Annotated in this window: 21 protein-coding genes; 7 read left to right on the forward strand and 14 right to left on the reverse strand. The window is 62.9% G+C overall.

Annotated features, from left to right (window positions below; translation table 11 throughout):
* The first annotated feature begins 43 nt into the window (after positions 1–43).
* The 4 genes from aroQ to aat are packed head-to-tail and all read left to right on the forward strand — an operon-like array spanning position 44 to position 3019.
* Positions 44–484, forward strand: coding sequence for a type II 3-dehydroquinate dehydratase (aroQ, locus tag ACQK2M_RS16005; protein ID WP_425418608.1), 441 nt, complete (start codon positions 44–46; stop codon positions 482–484).
* Between the two features lie 33 nt (positions 485–517).
* Positions 518–997, forward strand: coding sequence for an acetyl-CoA carboxylase biotin carboxyl carrier protein (gene accB / locus ACQK2M_RS16010; protein ID WP_425418609.1), 480 nt, complete (start codon positions 518–520; stop codon positions 995–997).
* Positions 998–1015: 18 nt separating this feature from the next.
* Positions 1016–2365, forward strand: a complete 1350-nt coding sequence (gene accC / locus ACQK2M_RS16015) for an acetyl-CoA carboxylase biotin carboxylase subunit (protein ID WP_223478627.1) — start codon at positions 1016–1018, stop codon at positions 2363–2365.
* 36 nt (positions 2366–2401) lie between these two features.
* Positions 2402–3019: a leucyl/phenylalanyl-tRNA--protein transferase gene (gene aat, locus ACQK2M_RS16020; RefSeq protein ID WP_425418610.1), complete on the forward strand. Its 618-nt coding sequence runs from the start codon at positions 2402–2404 to the stop codon at positions 3017–3019.
* A 3-nt stretch (positions 3020–3022) separates the two neighbouring features.
* Here aat and ACQK2M_RS16025 read toward each other — a convergent pair whose 3' ends face one another.
* From ACQK2M_RS16025 to ACQK2M_RS16035, 3 genes are all read right to left on the reverse strand, one after another.
* Positions 3023–3445 carry a DUF2155 domain-containing protein gene (locus tag ACQK2M_RS16025; protein WP_425420061.1) on the reverse strand — a complete coding sequence of 141 codons (423 nt, stop codon included), beginning with the start codon at positions 3443–3445 and terminating at the stop codon, positions 3023–3025.
* 102 nt (positions 3446–3547) lie between these two features.
* The gene (locus ACQK2M_RS16030; protein WP_425418611.1) at positions 3548–3946 is read right to left on the reverse strand and encodes an NADH:ubiquinone oxidoreductase subunit NDUFA12; all 399 of its coding nucleotides are present in this window, start codon (positions 3944–3946) and stop codon (positions 3548–3550) included.
* Positions 3947–4032: 86 nt separating this feature from the next.
* Positions 4033–4416: a MarR family winged helix-turn-helix transcriptional regulator gene (locus ACQK2M_RS16035; RefSeq protein ID WP_425418612.1), complete on the reverse strand. Its 384-nt coding sequence runs from the start codon at positions 4414–4416 to the stop codon at positions 4033–4035.
* A 120-nt stretch (positions 4417–4536) separates the two neighbouring features.
* Here ACQK2M_RS16035 and ACQK2M_RS16040 point away from each other — a divergent pair, with 120 nt between their 5' ends.
* On the forward strand, positions 4537–5280 hold the full coding sequence (locus ACQK2M_RS16040; protein ID WP_425420062.1) for a glutathione S-transferase family protein: 744 nt from the start codon (positions 4537–4539) through the stop codon (positions 5278–5280).
* Here the strand turns inward: ACQK2M_RS16040 and ACQK2M_RS16045 are convergent.
* The 4 genes from ACQK2M_RS16045 to ACQK2M_RS16060 are packed head-to-tail and all read right to left on the reverse strand — an operon-like array spanning position 5261 to position 7269.
* Positions 5261–5734: a GNAT family N-acetyltransferase gene (locus ACQK2M_RS16045; protein WP_425418613.1), complete on the reverse strand. Its 474-nt coding sequence runs from the start codon at positions 5732–5734 to the stop codon at positions 5261–5263. The genes ACQK2M_RS16040 and ACQK2M_RS16045 overlap by 20 nt on opposite strands.
* Before the next feature lie 7 nt (positions 5735–5741).
* Complete coding sequence (locus ACQK2M_RS16050) at positions 5742–6410, reverse strand: DNA-3-methyladenine glycosylase I (protein WP_425418614.1); 669 nt, start codon at positions 6408–6410, stop codon at positions 5742–5744.
* Positions 6397–6783 (reverse strand): DUF427 domain-containing protein, encoded by a 387-nt coding sequence (locus ACQK2M_RS16055; RefSeq protein WP_425418615.1) that lies wholly within the window; start codon positions 6781–6783, stop codon positions 6397–6399. The genes ACQK2M_RS16050 and ACQK2M_RS16055 overlap by 14 nt, the downstream gene beginning before the upstream one ends.
* Before the next feature lie 3 nt (positions 6784–6786).
* Positions 6787–7269, reverse strand: a complete 483-nt coding sequence (locus ACQK2M_RS16060) for a DM13 domain-containing protein (RefSeq protein WP_425418616.1) — start codon at positions 7267–7269, stop codon at positions 6787–6789.
* 88 nt (positions 7270–7357) lie between these two features.
* Between ACQK2M_RS16060 and ACQK2M_RS16065 the strand changes: the two genes are divergently transcribed.
* Positions 7358–7771 (forward strand): hypothetical protein, encoded by a 414-nt coding sequence (locus tag ACQK2M_RS16065; protein WP_223478619.1) that lies wholly within the window; start codon positions 7358–7360, stop codon positions 7769–7771.
* Between the two features lie 236 nt (positions 7772–8007).
* Here the strand turns inward: ACQK2M_RS16065 and ACQK2M_RS16070 are convergent, their stop codons facing one another.
* From ACQK2M_RS16070 to ACQK2M_RS16095, 6 genes are all read right to left on the reverse strand, one after another.
* Complete coding sequence (locus ACQK2M_RS16070; protein ID WP_425418617.1) at positions 8008–8472, reverse strand: N-acetyltransferase family protein; 465 nt, start codon at positions 8470–8472, stop codon at positions 8008–8010.
* Positions 8473–8529: 57 nt separating this feature from the next.
* Positions 8530–9027, reverse strand: a complete 498-nt coding sequence (locus ACQK2M_RS16075) for a DUF1772 domain-containing protein (protein ID WP_425418618.1) — start codon at positions 9025–9027, stop codon at positions 8530–8532.
* 76 nt (positions 9028–9103) lie between these two features.
* On the reverse strand, positions 9104–9532 hold the full coding sequence (locus ACQK2M_RS16080) for a DUF4345 domain-containing protein (protein ID WP_425418619.1): 429 nt from the start codon (positions 9530–9532) through the stop codon (positions 9104–9106).
* Positions 9533–9557: 25 nt separating this feature from the next.
* A complete protein-coding gene (locus ACQK2M_RS16085; RefSeq protein ID WP_425418620.1) occupies positions 9558–10385 on the reverse strand; it encodes an NmrA family transcriptional regulator in 828 nt (275 codons plus the stop codon).
* Between the two features lie 108 nt (positions 10386–10493).
* Positions 10494–11498, reverse strand: a complete 1005-nt coding sequence (locus ACQK2M_RS16090) for an AraC family transcriptional regulator (RefSeq protein ID WP_425418621.1) — start codon at positions 11496–11498, stop codon at positions 10494–10496.
* Between the two features lie 454 nt (positions 11499–11952).
* Positions 11953–12342, reverse strand: a complete 390-nt coding sequence (locus ACQK2M_RS16095) for an MAPEG family protein (RefSeq protein ID WP_425418622.1) — start codon at positions 12340–12342, stop codon at positions 11953–11955.
* Positions 12343–12452: 110 nt separating this feature from the next.
* On the opposite strand from ACQK2M_RS16095, the gene ACQK2M_RS16100 reads away from it, so the two are divergent.
* Positions 12453–13091 (forward strand): TetR/AcrR family transcriptional regulator, encoded by a 639-nt coding sequence (locus ACQK2M_RS16100; protein ID WP_425418623.1) that lies wholly within the window; start codon positions 12453–12455, stop codon positions 13089–13091.
* Positions 13092–13156: 65 nt separating this feature from the next.
* Here the strand turns inward: ACQK2M_RS16100 and ACQK2M_RS16105 are convergent, their stop codons facing one another.
* On the reverse strand, positions 13157–13645 hold the full coding sequence (locus tag ACQK2M_RS16105; protein WP_425418624.1) for an N-acetyltransferase family protein: 489 nt from the start codon (positions 13643–13645) through the stop codon (positions 13157–13159).
* Positions 13646–13661: the final 16 nt, after the last annotated feature.

Raw genomic sequence — 13661 nt, forward strand, 5'->3', positions numbered from 1 at the left:
CGACGGCTTTCCGCATGAACAGCAAGGGACGGCACGACCCGCGATGACCGATCGCATCCTCATCCTCAACGGACCGAATCTCAACCTGCTCGGCACGCGCGAGCCGGCGACCTATGGTTCGGAGACCCTGAGCGATGTGGAAGCCGCCTGCGAGCGCCTTGGCGCCGAACTCGGCTTCGAGGTTTCGACATTCCAGTCGAACCACGAAGGTGCGCTCGTCGACAAGATCCAGGAAGCCGGCAGGGAAGCTACGGGCGTCGTGTTCAATCCCGGCGCCTATTCACACACTTCGATCGCGCTGCGCGACGCCATTTCGGGCTCGGGCGCACTCGTTGTCGAGGTGCATATTTCCAACATTCACGCACGTGAGCGTTTCCGCCATCATTCCCACATCACGCCAGTGGCGAAGGGAATGATTTGCGGGCTGGGGACGGAGGGCTATTTGCTTGCGATACGCGCCCTCGCCGTTCATATGAAACGTTGACGGACATGAGACAGGTATTTTTCGAGGCACAACATGGGTGAACATAAGCCGGCGATAGACACGGGGCTCGTGAAGGATCTGGCAGCCATTCTGACGGAGACCGACCTCACCGAGATCGAAATCGAACAGGGCGAGTTGCGCATCCGCGTCTCGCGCGAAGTGTCGGCACCGTCCTACATCCAGGCCGCTGCGCCGGCTCCTGCGGCACCCGCGGCCCCGGCCGCGCCGCAAGCCGCGGCTCCCCAGCCGGACGCGCCGGCAGCGGCGCCCGCCAAAACCGGCAACGACGTGCCTTCCCCGATGGTCGGCACGGCCTATCTCTCGCCGGCCCCCGGCTCGGACCCGTTCATCAAGGTCGGCCAGACCGTCAAGGAAGGCCAGACGCTGCTGATCATCGAGGCGATGAAGACGATGAACCAGATCCCGTCGCCCCAATCGGGCACGATCACCGAGATTCTCGTCACCGATTCGGAGCCCGTGGAATACGGCCAGCCGCTCGTCGTCATCGCGTAACGCGGAGCGGAAAGTCCCATGTTCAACAAGGTCCTCATCGCCAATCGCGGAGAAATCGCGCTCCGGGTCCTGCGCGCCTGCAAGGAACTCGGCATCGCGACCGTCGCGGTCCATTCGACGGCCGACGAATCGGCGATGCATGTGAAGCTCGCCGATGAGAGCGTCTGCATCGGACCGCCGCCGTCGCGCGACAGCTATCTCAACATCCACCAGATCGTCGCGGCCTGCGAGATCACCGGCGCGGATGCCGTGCATCCGGGCTACGGTTTCCTGTCCGAGAACGCGAAATTCGCGGAGATCCTCGAAGCCCACGAAATCACCTTCATCGGCCCGACCGCCCAGCATATCTCGATAATGGGAGACAAGATCGAGGCGAAGCGCACGGCCGCAAGGCTGGGCATCCCGGTCGTCCCCGGTTCGGAAGGCGGCGTCAGCGACGAGCGCGAAGCGAAGCGCATCGCCGCCGATATCGGCTATCCGGTCATCATCAAGGCGACGGCCGGCGGCGGCGGACGCGGCATGAAAGTCGCGCGCACGGAGGACGACCTCGTGGTCGCGCTCCAGACCGCGCGTTCGGAAGCCGGTGCAGCCTTCGGCAATGACGAGGTCTATATCGAGAAGTTCCTCGGCAAGCCGCGCCACATCGAGGTGCAGGTCGTCGGCGACGGCAAGGGCGCGGGCGTCCATCTCGGCGAACGCGACTGTTCGCTGCAGCGCCGCCACCAGAAGGTCTGGGAAGAAGCCAATTCACCGGCTCTCAACGCCAAGCAGCGCAAGGAGATCGGCGAGATCTGCGCCAATGCGGTCGCCGAAATGGGCTATCGCGGCGCGGGCACGGTCGAATTCCTCTACGAGAATGGCGAGTTCTACTTCATCGAGATGAACACCCGCCTTCAGGTCGAACATCCGGTTACCGAAGCGATTACCGGCATCGACCTCGTGCATGAGCAGTTGCGCGTGGCAGCCGGCGCGGGCCTGTCGGTGCGCCAGAGCGAGATCACCTTCGAGGGGCACGCCATCGAGTGCCGCATCAATGCCGAGGATGCGCGGACCTTCATGCCCTCGCCCGGCACGATCACCCATTACCACACGCCCGGCGGGCTTGGCGTGCGCGTCGATTCCGGCGTCTATGCCGGCTACCGCATCCCGCCCTATTACGACAGCCTGATCGGCAAGCTGATCGTGCATGGCCGCAACCGCGTCGAATGCATGATGCGTCTGCGCCGCTGTCTCGACGAGTTCGTGGTCGATGGCATCAAGTCGACGCTGCCGCTGTTCCAGGACCTCGTGCAGAACATCGACATCGCCAATGGCGATTACGATATTCACTGGCTGGAAAAATACCTTGCGGCATCGTCCGCCCCGTGACACCGGGCGGCGTCCGCGCGCGGGAGCGCCGGCGCAATGACACGTAGCGACGATGGTGGAAAGCGCGGCCTGACACCGCAGATCCTGCTGCGGGCCTATGCGGCCGGCATCTTCCCGATGGCGGACGATGCGGATGATCCGGAAATCTTCTGGGTCCAACCGGAAATGCGCGGCGTCCTGCCGCTCGATGCCTTCCACATCCCGAAAAGCCTCGCCAAGAAGGTGCGACAGGCGCCCTTCGACATCCGTATCAACACGGCTTTCCGGCAGGTCATCGGTGCCTGCGCGGAGACGACGACCGACCGCGAACGCACATGGATCAACCGGACGATCCGGGACCTGTACTGCCAATTGAACGGGATGGGGCACGCACATTCGGTCGAGGCATGGGACGACGACCAGCTCGTCGGCGGGCTCTACGGGGTCACGCTTGGCCGCGCCTTCTTCGGCGAGAGCATGTTCTCGCGAAAGACCGACGCGTCCAAGATTTGCCTCGTCCATCTTGTCGAACGGCTAAGGGAGCGTGGTTTTGTGCTGCTGGACACGCAGTTCACGACGGAACACCTGAAGCGCTTCGGCGCAATCGACGTGCCGCATGACGAATATGAGGACATGCTGGCCGACGCGCTTGCGGGCGAAGCCGAATTCGACTGAGGATCAGTTGGCGCCGGCGCTGGTTTCCGGCGGCGGGACGTCGGAGTTGGCCTTGCAGCTTTTCAGCCAGACGTCATAGACCGCGTGTTCGACGGCGTTGAGACCGGGGCTGTCGGCATACATCCAGCCGGTAAAGATGCGGCGGATCTTGCGGTCCAGCGTGATCTCGTCGACCTCGACGAAGGAATCCGATCCGGGCGCCTCGTTGTCCGAGCGCGAATAGCAGACGCGCGGCGTCACCTGCAGCGCGCCGAACTGCACCGTTTCGTCGATATAGACGTCGAAGGTAATGATGCGGCCGGTGATCTTGTCGATGCCGGAAAACTCCGCGACCGGGTTCTGCGCGCGTTCCGCGTTTGCGGGAACAGACGCCAGCATTGCCGCCAGCACCGCCGCTCCTGCAGAAATTCTGAAAAATGCGCGCATCATGATCCCGATTTCGTCCCGGTTCCGTCTCTCGATGGAATCACTAGACCCAACTTGTGGCAGAAGCGCGGAAAAAATTCGACCCGGGCGGCGAAATTTCCGTCAGTCGCCGGGCGTCCAGGCGTCGTAGTCGCCGGTCACCACAGGGCGGCTTTCCGGGTTGTACATGGAGCCGTGCGGACGATAGGCGCCGGCGGTCCCCGTCATGTTCTGGCGATGTGGCTTCTGCCATTCGCGCGGCGTGTACTCTTCCTTGGAAGGGGGCGTCTCGGTCCGGTGGTGCATCCAGCCATGCCATCCGGCCGGAATCGAGGAGGCTTCCGAGTAGCCGTTATAGATCACCCAGCGGCGCGTGCGCCCCTCGGCGTCCTTGCCGCCCTGATAGTAGATATTGCCGAATTCGTCCTCGCCGACACGCTCGCCCTTACGCCATGTATAGAACTGCGTGCTGAGCGTCTGGCCGTTCCACCAGGTGAAGAAGCGGGTGAGGAATTTCATCATCGTGATCTGTTCCGGCGCGTGTTCTCGCTCCCCCGTTTATGGCGCTGCAACAAGGCGAATGCAAGGGCAGATGGCCCCACTCGACATCACCCGATCCGGTTTCCGGCAACGATCTTCCCGAGTGCCTCGGTCAGGAGGCCAATCTCTCCGGAAGTAAGGTGCGCGGCAAAGCTGTCATCGATAGCTTGCGCGTATACCGGCCACATCGCTTTCCGAATCCTGCTCCCTTCATCGGTAATGGCGACACGATGGCCACGGCCGTCGTCCCGTGCCGATTTGCGGACCGTATAGCCGGCATTCTCCAGTCGCGAGAGCAGCCGCGACAGACCGTATTGCGGAAGAAGCAGCTCTTTTTCTAGTTCAAACGGGCGGATACCGTCTTCCCCCGAGCGCTCGATCTCGAGAAGCGCGTCGTACCAGGAAAGCGATGGAAGGTCGGCCGATTTCAACGCGCGCTCGACCTCGGTCATGACCACGTCCTGCGCCCGCACCAGCCGCGCCCAGGCCCTCATCACTCTATCGTCGGGAATCCGGTTCATCCCCAACCCAATCACATTCATGCACTTGCATCAAGGTTGATTTTAATGCATATGCATTCATATACATGCAGATGCATTCTTAAGGAGAGTCCTGTGAAAACCAAACCTACTTTGATAAGCCACCACCTCTGCCCCTATGTTCAGCGTGCGGTCATCGTGCTTACGGAAAAGGGCGTCGATCACGAGCGAGTTTACATAGACTTGGCCGACAAGCGGGCCTGGTTCACCCAGATCTCGCCACTGGGACGCGTCCCGGTTTTGACCGTTGGCAGAGATGTCCTGTTCGAGAGTCAGGTCATCGCGGAGTACCTGGAAGAGGTTACGGAGGGATCACTCCACCCGGCCGACGCATTGGCCAAGGCGCGCCATCGTTCATGGATCGAATTCGGCTCCGAAACGCTCAAGGCAATCGGCACTTTCTACCGGGCCAACGCTGCGGAGTTCGAAACGGCGCGGGCGGCGCTTGCAGACAGGTTCAACCGGATTGGAGGAGAAATCTCCGGACCGTATTTCTCCGGCGCCGAATTCCGGATGATAGACGGAGTATGGGGAACAATTTTCCGATACCTCGATGTTTTCGACACGATCGAAGACTTTCGCCTGCACGAGCCGAATGGCCCGGTTGCCGAATGGCGCAGCGCCGTAATGGCAAGGCCTTCGGTTATGAATGCAGCACCGGGCGACTACTCCCGGCGGCTACGCCAGTTCCTGTTGGCGAGAAACAGCCACATATCGACACTGATACGAGACCGAGCGACCGGCAAACGAACGGCTGTCACTCGAGTTTCATCTTGAACCCGGCATGGGACTTCACGAAGCCGAGCCGTTCGTAGAAGCGGTGCGCGTCGGTGCGCACGCTGTTCGACATCAGGTCGATAAGCGCCACGCCCCGCGCCCGGCCGAATTCGATGCAATGCCGCATCAGCCGCTCGCCGAGGCGACGGCCGCGCATGTCGCTGCGAATCTGCACGGCCTCGATCGTCATCTTGGTCGAGCCGCGCCCAGAAAGAGACGTGATGAAGGTGACCTGGGCCGTGCCGACGACCTCGCCACCGTATTCGATCACGAACAACCGGTTGTCCGCGCTGTTCTCGATTGTCCGGAATGCGGCGAGATAAGAAGGCAGGGCCGAGGGATCGGCCGTGTCGCCATGCCCGCCCTTGTCATCGGCGGCAAAGATCGCCGCAAGTGCCGCGACGTCCGCCTCCACGGCGTCCCTTATGACAGCGTTTCCAACCGGCATGTCCATCGCCGCCCTACCCTATGCTCATCGCCAGCGTGCGGCTGATTTCCTTTTGCGAACGGCCGGACTGGCTGCGCCACGTGTTGAACGCCTCCTGCACGGCGGCCATGGCCGATTTCGAGGTCGGCTCCTTGTCGATCACGCCCTCGGCGATCAGCCGGGCCACCACGTCGCGCGACAGTACGTAGCTGTCCTTGCCCATGAAGCGCAGGAAATACTGCCCGGTATTGCCGCCGAGGCGCGAACCGCGTTTCTTCAGGAAAGCCAGCAGACCGGCATAGTCCCCGTCCGGCCAGTCGGCGATGAATTTGCCGACCGATCCATGTTCCTTCGCCAGTTCCGCGAAGAAAACCGCGTTTTCCTGCACGGAGCGGATCTTGCCGCCATGGCGGACGATTCGGGTGTCGGACGCGAGACGGGCGATATCCTCGTCGTTCAGCATGGCGCAGCGGCCGAGATCGAAACCCTCGAACGCCGCTTCGAAACCGGGCCACATCGCCTCGACGACCTTCCAGTTGAAGCCGGCGTTGAAGATGCATTTCGTCGATTGGGCGAGCCAGCGATCATCCGGAATGGCGGCAAGATCGGCTTGGGCGGATGGCGGTTCCAACAGTGCATTCAAGGCGTCCGCACCACCCTTGCGATCCGCCGCGATCGCGAAGATTTCGTCAAAGGAGCGCATCGGTCCCGGTCACCTCGATCGTCACCTTGCCGGCATCGAACGCGACATGGCCGCGCAATTGCTGCGACCATTCGAACGGCCGGTCGTAGGTCCAGGCGACCTCCTCGCCGTTCAGCGTGAAATAGGAAGCGTCGCCCTTCAGCGGGCAATGGGTGGATTTTCCGGCGACCGGTTCCAGCCGTCCGGTGATGTCGGCCTCCGGTATGTAGATCACCGGGTCGTAGACGTCCCTGCCGTTTTCCAGCACCCACAGCGCGTTGCGCGATTCGGCGAGCAGCGTCGAACCGCGACCGACGCGGACGGCGGCGCGCACCGGCTTGATCCGCATGAAATGGGCGTCATTGTCGGGATTGTGGATCGTTGCGCGGGACATGGATCAGACCTCGGTGAGCGTGGCGGGCGAAAAGAGGACGCCGAACTGTTCGCACCAGATGACGACGGAGCCATAGGCGTCGATATCGGTGCCATCGGGCACGAGATAGGTCTGGTCACCCTTGTTGCCCTTGAGCGGACCGAGCGAGACCCACTCGCTCTGCTTGACGTCGTCGGAGGACTGCGGGTCCGGCGTCTTGACCAGCCAGACCTCGAGATCGGGGCCGTTGGTGACGGTGAATTCGGTCAGGCGCACCAGCGCGGTTCCGGCGGCGCTGCGCATGATCTGCGCCCTGCCCTCGCCCTTGTGCGCGAGATCGGCATCGCGAAAGCGGCCTTCCTTGAGGGCTGTCGCCATGAACTCGGCCGGCAGCGCCTCGTTGACCTCGCGGTCGATCCAGAGCGGAGACGCCAGATACCAGAAGGCGTTGCCCGCGACGAAACCGACGATGAAAACGGGAATGGCGATTTTCAGGAAACGGATCATCTTGCTTCTCCCCCTGGACCAGCGCGACAAACGTATGCCCGTTTGGCGCAGCGTGCTAGTCTGCGGCGGTCACGTTCGGGAGAGCTTCATGATCAGGCCCATTCACATCCTCGTCATCGCGGCGCTGGCCGCATTTCCCGCCGCCGCGCAGGACGGACCCAAGGGCATCGCCTTCGTACAGGCCCCGGAACAGGGAAGCGGCGTGTGCATGGGCGCGACGCCGGAGGAAGGCTTTGCCTGCGCGGTCGCGCAATGCATGGAGACGGGCGCGCGCGACGAGGACTGCATCCGCACCAACTGGTGCCAACCCGCCGGCTGGAGCGTCGATATCTTCGTCCAGCACCAGGAAGGCCTGCACTGGCACGAGGTGATCTGCGGGTTGCCAAGCGAGCAGATCGCCCAAAACGCCGCCGACGCCACCTGCGACCCGGAGGCACGGGACTACGTGATCGAGTGTTCGGTGGTGCAGATATACGACCCGGAGGGAAACGAAACGCGGTAACGCGGGGGTTCATGCGTGTCCCGTACACCATCAGGGACACATGACCGTTTTCAGCAAATTCTCGCCGGTCAATCAATCGACTGCCGGCGTTTGCGAAGCGGACGCTTCGGCCCTCCGTGGCACTTCGTCTCGACAATGATATCGGCAGCTTCGCGCCCCCACGTCGGTCATTAAAAGCTGATCTTGAACAACTGCAGAGCGGGCGTTCGCTCGATAGAGCGGTTCGGTGCGCTTCCTTAGATCTTTAGCTTGTATCCGATATGGGTCGGTTCAAAACCCAGACGGTCATAGAAGCGATGGGCGTCTGGCCGGGCCTTGTCCGTGGTGAGCTGAACCAAGGAGCACCCACGTGCCCTGCATTCGCTGATCGCCCAGGCAAACATCGCTTGACCAAGCTTCCCACCCCGATGATCGGTCGCGATCCTCACCGCTTCGATCTGTCCACGCCAGGCTCCTTGCCTGGCAAGGCCGGGCAAGAAGCTGAGCTGCAATGTTCCGACGACCGTCCCGTTGCGCTCGGCAACGACCAGCAACTGGTTCGGGTCGCTTTCGATTGCGGCAAAGGCCGCGTGGTAGGCCCTCGGGAGCGGATCCCGCAGATCCTCGCGCGATTCACCCAGCGGATCGTCTGCCAGCATCTCGACGATCTCGAACAGATCGGTTTCGCACGCCGGGCGAAAGGTAAGCGGTGCATCGATCATGGTCTTGTCCTTCGAACGCGCGGCAGGCCGAGGGCGACCGACCCTGCCGGACTCCAGTCATACCTGTCCGGCGACCGTGACGGTCGCGCCAAGGTAGCCGATCGCGGCGGCCAGCGCGGCGACCCAGCGCAGATGGTTCCAGCGGGTCCAATCGCGCGTGTAGGTGGCCCAATAGGAACGTGCGTCGGGGCTCCGATGTTCCATGCGGTCGAGGTGTTGGTTCATCGGAACGTTCTTGCGGGCGGTGACCACCACCACGCCAACAATGTAGAATCCGGCGGCAGCGGCGAGCCAGAGCGCCACGTCAGGTCCTGCAAGGTACATCCCGACGACCGCGAGCACGATCGATACAACGGCCAACCCGAGGAGGAGCGTGACGAACAGCGACCGATGGACCTCACGGTTGATCATCTGCATCGCTTCGATTCCGGCTACGGGCTCGGCTCGTCCAAGCGCGCGCATCACGAAATCGGAGAAGGTGAGAAACACACCCGCGACGAGGCCCGCGGCAAGCGTTGCGGCGACAAGGCCGATTTCGAAGAGTTGATGAAGCATTGGTCTGTCTCCTTGTGGAGCGTTCCGTTGGAAATGGCGACGGCGCGGTGAAAATGGCAGCGCCGCCGCGGCAGGCTCAGCGCGCGGGCTGCGCTGCGGAGAGGCGAGACGCAGCCGGCCAAGCGCGCCGACGGAAGGCCGCCAGGCACAGCACCGCGATGACCAGTTCGGCGATAAGCGCGCCGATGACGCTGCCGGACGGCATCCCGTCCACCACGAGCCCGACCAGCCGCCCGGCCGGAAAGGCGATGAAGACCGTCAGGGCTGCCGCCATGCCAACAGGCAAGACCGCATGCCGCCAGATGCCGAGCAGCATCAGAATGCCCAAACCGGCGAGCCCGGCGCCGGGGGCGCGCAATTCGCTCAGCAGGTTGGCGTCCTCGCCGAGCGTGATGCCGTAGCTGGCGTAGAAGGCGTGCGGCGCGAACAGTATCGCAGCGCCTATGGTGAGTGCGGTGAGGCCGGAGAGGCCAAGCGCGATCTTCTCGAACAGGGTAGGTCTCATGTCATGTTCCTTTCGATGACTGGTGTCAGGCGGCGCTTGTCCAGGCGCCGATTCGGGCGGCGTCCCGGGCGAAATCGGCAAAGTCGCGGGGGCTGCGGCCAAGCGCGCGCATCACACCGTCCGTGTTGTGGGCGTTGCGCCCGTCCAGCGTTTCGCGCGCAATGGCGGTGAAGACGTCAGCGACGAAGGTGCCGCCAGCCTCGGCGATGTTGGCGTGAAACGCCTCAAAGCTGATCGGGATATGCCGAATCTCGCGCTTGGTGGCCTGCGAGAGCTCGGCCGCCATCTCCGCGAAGGTCATCAGCCGCGGGCCAGTCACCTCGTAGAGCTCGCCCTTGTGGCCCTCTTCGGTCAGCGCCGCGACGGTGACATCGGCAATGTCGTCGATGTCGAGAATGGGCTCAGCGACATCTCCGCCGGGCATCGGAAGGACGCCGGCCAGGACCGGATCGCGCAGGTAACCCTCAGAGAAATTCTGCGCGAACCAGGCGGCCCGGACGATCGTGAAGTCGATGCCGGAATTGCGCACCACGTCTTCCCCCAGCCGCGCGTGGTGTTCGCCGCGGCCGGAGAGCAGCACGAGGTGCTCGACGTCCACGTCGCGGGCCGTCTCGCAGAGGGACTCGAGCTTTTCCACGGCTCCGGGGAAGGCGAGATCGGGAAAGTAGGTGACATAGGCCGCACGGGCCCCGCGCAGGGCCGGCGCCCAGGTCTCCGGCGCCTCCCAGTCGAAGGGCGTTGCAGAGCTGCGCGAGCCGCGGCGCACCGGAATGTCCAGAGCCTCGAGGCGGCTGGCGACGCGGTGACCGGTCTTGCCGGTCGCGCCAATGACGAGGATCGATTGGTCTTTCATGGGGTATCTCCCTGGCTTTAATATCGGTAGCCAAGGCATAAGCGCGGGGATGCCGCGCGGTATTGACCGGCGATGCCAGCCTTTTGACCGCCGTCGCCAATGCGTCCGTCAGCGGTGGGAGATATCCTTGCGGTAGGTCGCGGGCGTCGTGCCGACCCAGCGCTTGAACGCGCGAGTAAAGGCGCTCTGCTCGGAGAAACCGGTCAGAAACGCGATTTCGGCCAGTGAATGGCTCTCGTCGCGCAACAGCCCCTCGGCGAGATCGCGGCGTGTTTCCTCGGTGAGGCTCTGAAAGTTCATTCCGTGCTCGGAGAGGCGCCTGTGAAAGGACCGCGCACTGAGTCCGAGGCCGCGGGCGATTTCGGCCATCTTCGGCGCCCCCTCGCTGAGGGCCTGGGCGATTGCGGCTTTCGCCTGCGTGACAAGCGCAGCCTCCCGGGTGATCTCGGACAGTTCCGCGTCGAGATGCGTGGTGAGGTATTGCGAGATTCCCTCGTCCCCGAGAATGTTGGGCCGGGCCAGCGTCTCGTCGGCATAGAGGATCGCGTCGAGTTCGGCGCCGAAGCGCACCGGGCAGCCGAACCATGCCTCGTGCGCGGCGATCGAGCGCGGGGCGGGATGCCGGACCAGCACTTCCACGGGTGCGAGCGGCACCGGGCAGACCTGCCTTGCGATGGAGACCGCGCTCGCAAGGGTCGCTTCGTTCGACAGCCGCATCCCGAGGCGCCGTTCTCCCGCCCGATGCAGGATGAAGAGCGTGCCCCCGGTGGCCGGCCGCAGCTCGTATTCGACGACGCTGGTCCACAGTCGCGCGTAGCGTTCCACCCTCGCATAGGACGCTCCGAGCGTCGGCGCCGCCTTGAAGGCCAAACCGAGCGCGCCGTATTCGTCAATCCGCATGGAGGCGCCCGAGCGCACCGGCAGTTCGGTCACGTCGATCTCATCGGCGAGTCTTTCGAGCATTTCGTAGTAGCGCTCGGCCGGAACCATCTGCCCGGCATCCCAGGGGCCGTCGGGGGCGATCCCGACACTGGCCAGCATCGCCGCAGCATCGACCCCGCCGCCCGCCGCGGCGACCACCTTGCGCGCGAAGAGCGACGTCACATATCCCATGCCTCGCAGTCTACGGCACGCATGGTGAGCAGCCAAGCTCGCGGTGGATCTGGGCGCGAAGCGAACTGGATGTCCTCTTTGCGCTAAACCTTGCATCCAACCTGCACGTGCAGTGAAGGTTTGCTTTCCGCCCGACCTGCATGTGCCCAAGGGGGCGGCAAGTTGCCAAATATGGGTCCGCTCTCGGGCTGGCATCGGTCGTTGCTTGCGAAGGTACGAACGTCAGCTCCGTCCGCAACGCGGCCGTTCATCGTAGAATCGCCGAATAGTCCCTCAAGGACGGAAGGGGCGGTGCACCTCTCGTGCGGAATGTCCGCTGTACTTACTTCGAACACCGAAAGCCGACAGTCCGCTTTCGGCCCCCTTCGAGACTCTTACCCTTTCTCTCCAGATGAAAGCACTTCGAAGAATGTCAGCTCAGGTCACCCCGACCCCAATCCCCAATGCGGATAGTCTAGACTTGGCTATGAAGTTGAAACAGAAGCCAGAACCCCATTAACAAGCCCGGTAGCAATGTCACGGACATCGCCACGCCGCGTGTTTTTCTGTCGTAGAGCATGTAGTGCAGGACACGCCCTGCCAGAAACGTGACCACTGCCAGCAAGAGCCATGACGACCCGAGGCCAGCGGTCTCGGACGCGCCGAGGACAAGCGCAAAAAGCGGTGCGTTCTCCATCAGATTGCCGTGAATTCGGATGCGTTTGAAAAGGGTCGGGTCGCCGCCGTCGGCACGCAGGATATTCGTCTTGCCGCGATAGAGGCCGATCCAACCGGTGAGCGGCATAAGACAGATCGCGAGAACGCTGATGAAGGTGAATGTGACCGGGAGCAGTGTGGGAGCCATGGGGGGAGTTCCTTGCCTTGCGCGATGACAACACGATTGGCACGTTTCTAAATATGATAAAGAACATATTTTAGCACGTGGTACCGTGCTGTCGGACACCGGAGGGAAAGATGCCGTACAGTGCTGACCATAAAAAGAAAACGCGCGCGAAGATTGTCGAGACAGCTCGCGTGTTGTTCAACCGGCACGGCTTCAACGGTGTTTCGATAGACATGGTGATGCAGGCGGCCGGGCTGACGCGCGGCGGGTTCTACAACCACTTCAAGAACAAGGAAGACCTGTTCAGCGAAGCCGTGATGAGCTTCTTGATGGGGCGTGGCGCAGTATGGCGCAAAGACGCCGGCGTGGATGTGACCAACCTGAAACCCGAGATGGCGTTTCAGATGATCGACGCCTATCTGTCGCCCGAGCACCTGAACGATCTGGACGGCCAGTGCCCGATGATTGCTTTGCCGTCCGATATTGCCCGGGGTGGCGCAGACGCGCAGAAATCCCTGCAGGTCCTGCTCGAGGCGATGGTCTCTCTGTTTCAGGCGAATATGTCCGCGGAGAAGGACGAGACAAAGCAATGGGCGCAATCGATCAGCGCCCTTTGCGTTGGAGGAATGGTGCTTTCGCGGGCGCTTCCGGACTCCGACTTGGCCAGGCAGATCCGTTTGGCTGCGGGCCAGTCCGCGAAAGAGATATTGAGGCACGCTTCACTTCACGCCGATCAGAGCGGACAGGCCGGCAACGCGCAGTCTTGTTGATCTCGGGCTCAAAGCCGTCGTCCGCCGTACCCCGGGCCGCTTCGGCCCATTCTTCGATCAGTCGCCTACCAGATCACCTTTTCCATGATCACGGCCGGGATGCCGGAGCCCTTGACGCCGCAATCGGGCGTTGTGTCGACCCGCTTGAAGCCCTCGCGTTCGTAAAAGGCGATGGCGCGGTCGTTGGCCTCCTCGACTTCGAGGCGGATCTTGCGGACGTCCGGGAAGCAGGCTTCCATCTCGATCAGCAGTTTCTTGCCGACGCCCTGCCCCTGCGCGGACGGCCGCACATAGAGCTGGTGCAGCATGGAGGTTTCGGAGTCGATCTGGCTGACGAAGGCCATGCCTGTGATCTCCGCGCCGTCGTCGCAGACGATGAACTCGGAGCGCGGCTTCGACAGCCGCTGCTTGAGCGCCGGCACGGAATGCCAGGCCTCGGTCAGTTCGGCGACCTTCTCCTTGCCGTAGATGTTGTCATAGGTGGCGTGCCATGTCTCGGACAACATGGCGCTGATGGTCTCTAGATCATCCTGCGATGCCGTCCGTAGCCACATTCTGACAGTCTCCCCC

Origin of the sequence: Oricola indica (assembly GCF_965227485.1) — a bacterium.
GTDB lineage: Bacteria > Pseudomonadota > Alphaproteobacteria > Rhizobiales > Rhizobiaceae > Oricola > Oricola indica.

Bases quoted from the DNA above. Each gene is read 5' to 3' on its own strand.
- aroQ (WP_425418608.1), top strand. From the start codon at position 44: ATGACCGATCGCATCCTCATCCTCAACGGACCGAATCTCAACCTGCTC.
- accB (WP_425418609.1), top strand. From the start codon at position 518: ATGGGTGAACATAAGCCGGCGATAGACACGGGGCTCGTGAAGGATCTG.
- accC (WP_223478627.1), top strand. From the start codon at position 1,016: ATGTTCAACAAGGTCCTCATCGCCAATCGCGGAGAAATCGCGCTCCGG.
- aat (WP_425418610.1), top strand. From the start codon at position 2,402: ATGACACGTAGCGACGATGGTGGAAAGCGCGGCCTGACACCGCAGATC.
- ACQK2M_RS16025 (WP_425420061.1), bottom strand. From the start codon at position 3,445: ATGCGCGCATTTTTCAGAATTTCTGCAGGAGCGGCGGTGCTGGCGGCA.
- ACQK2M_RS16030 (WP_425418611.1), bottom strand. From the start codon at position 3,946: ATGATGAAATTCCTCACCCGCTTCTTCACCTGGTGGAACGGCCAGACG.
- ACQK2M_RS16035 (WP_425418612.1), bottom strand. From the start codon at position 4,416: ATGACCGAGGTCGAGCGCGCGTTGAAATCGGCCGACCTTCCATCGCTT.
- ACQK2M_RS16040 (WP_425420062.1), top strand. From the start codon at position 4,537: ATGCATTCATATACATGCAGATGCATTCTTAAGGAGAGTCCTGTGAAA.
- ACQK2M_RS16045 (WP_425418613.1), bottom strand. From the start codon at position 5,734: ATGGACATGCCGGTTGGAAACGCTGTCATAAGGGACGCCGTGGAGGCG.
- ACQK2M_RS16050 (WP_425418614.1), bottom strand. From the start codon at position 6,410: ATGCGCTCCTTTGACGAAATCTTCGCGATCGCGGCGGATCGCAAGGGT.
- ACQK2M_RS16055 (WP_425418615.1), bottom strand. From the start codon at position 6,783: ATGTCCCGCGCAACGATCCACAATCCCGACAATGACGCCCATTTCATG.
- ACQK2M_RS16060 (WP_425418616.1), bottom strand. From the start codon at position 7,269: ATGATCCGTTTCCTGAAAATCGCCATTCCCGTTTTCATCGTCGGTTTC.
- ACQK2M_RS16065 (WP_223478619.1), top strand. From the start codon at position 7,358: ATGATCAGGCCCATTCACATCCTCGTCATCGCGGCGCTGGCCGCATTT.
- ACQK2M_RS16070 (WP_425418617.1), bottom strand. From the start codon at position 8,472: ATGATCGATGCACCGCTTACCTTTCGCCCGGCGTGCGAAACCGATCTG.
- ACQK2M_RS16075 (WP_425418618.1), bottom strand. From the start codon at position 9,027: ATGCTTCATCAACTCTTCGAAATCGGCCTTGTCGCCGCAACGCTTGCC.
- ACQK2M_RS16080 (WP_425418619.1), bottom strand. From the start codon at position 9,532: ATGAGACCTACCCTGTTCGAGAAGATCGCGCTTGGCCTCTCCGGCCTC.
- ACQK2M_RS16085 (WP_425418620.1), bottom strand. From the start codon at position 10,385: ATGAAAGACCAATCGATCCTCGTCATTGGCGCGACCGGCAAGACCGGT.
- ACQK2M_RS16090 (WP_425418621.1), bottom strand. From the start codon at position 11,498: ATGGGATATGTGACGTCGCTCTTCGCGCGCAAGGTGGTCGCCGCGGCG.
- ACQK2M_RS16095 (WP_425418622.1), bottom strand. From the start codon at position 12,342: ATGGCTCCCACACTGCTCCCGGTCACATTCACCTTCATCAGCGTTCTC.
- ACQK2M_RS16100 (WP_425418623.1), top strand. From the start codon at position 12,453: ATGCCGTACAGTGCTGACCATAAAAAGAAAACGCGCGCGAAGATTGTC.
- ACQK2M_RS16105 (WP_425418624.1), bottom strand. From the start codon at position 13,645: ATGTGGCTACGGACGGCATCGCAGGATGATCTAGAGACCATCAGCGCC.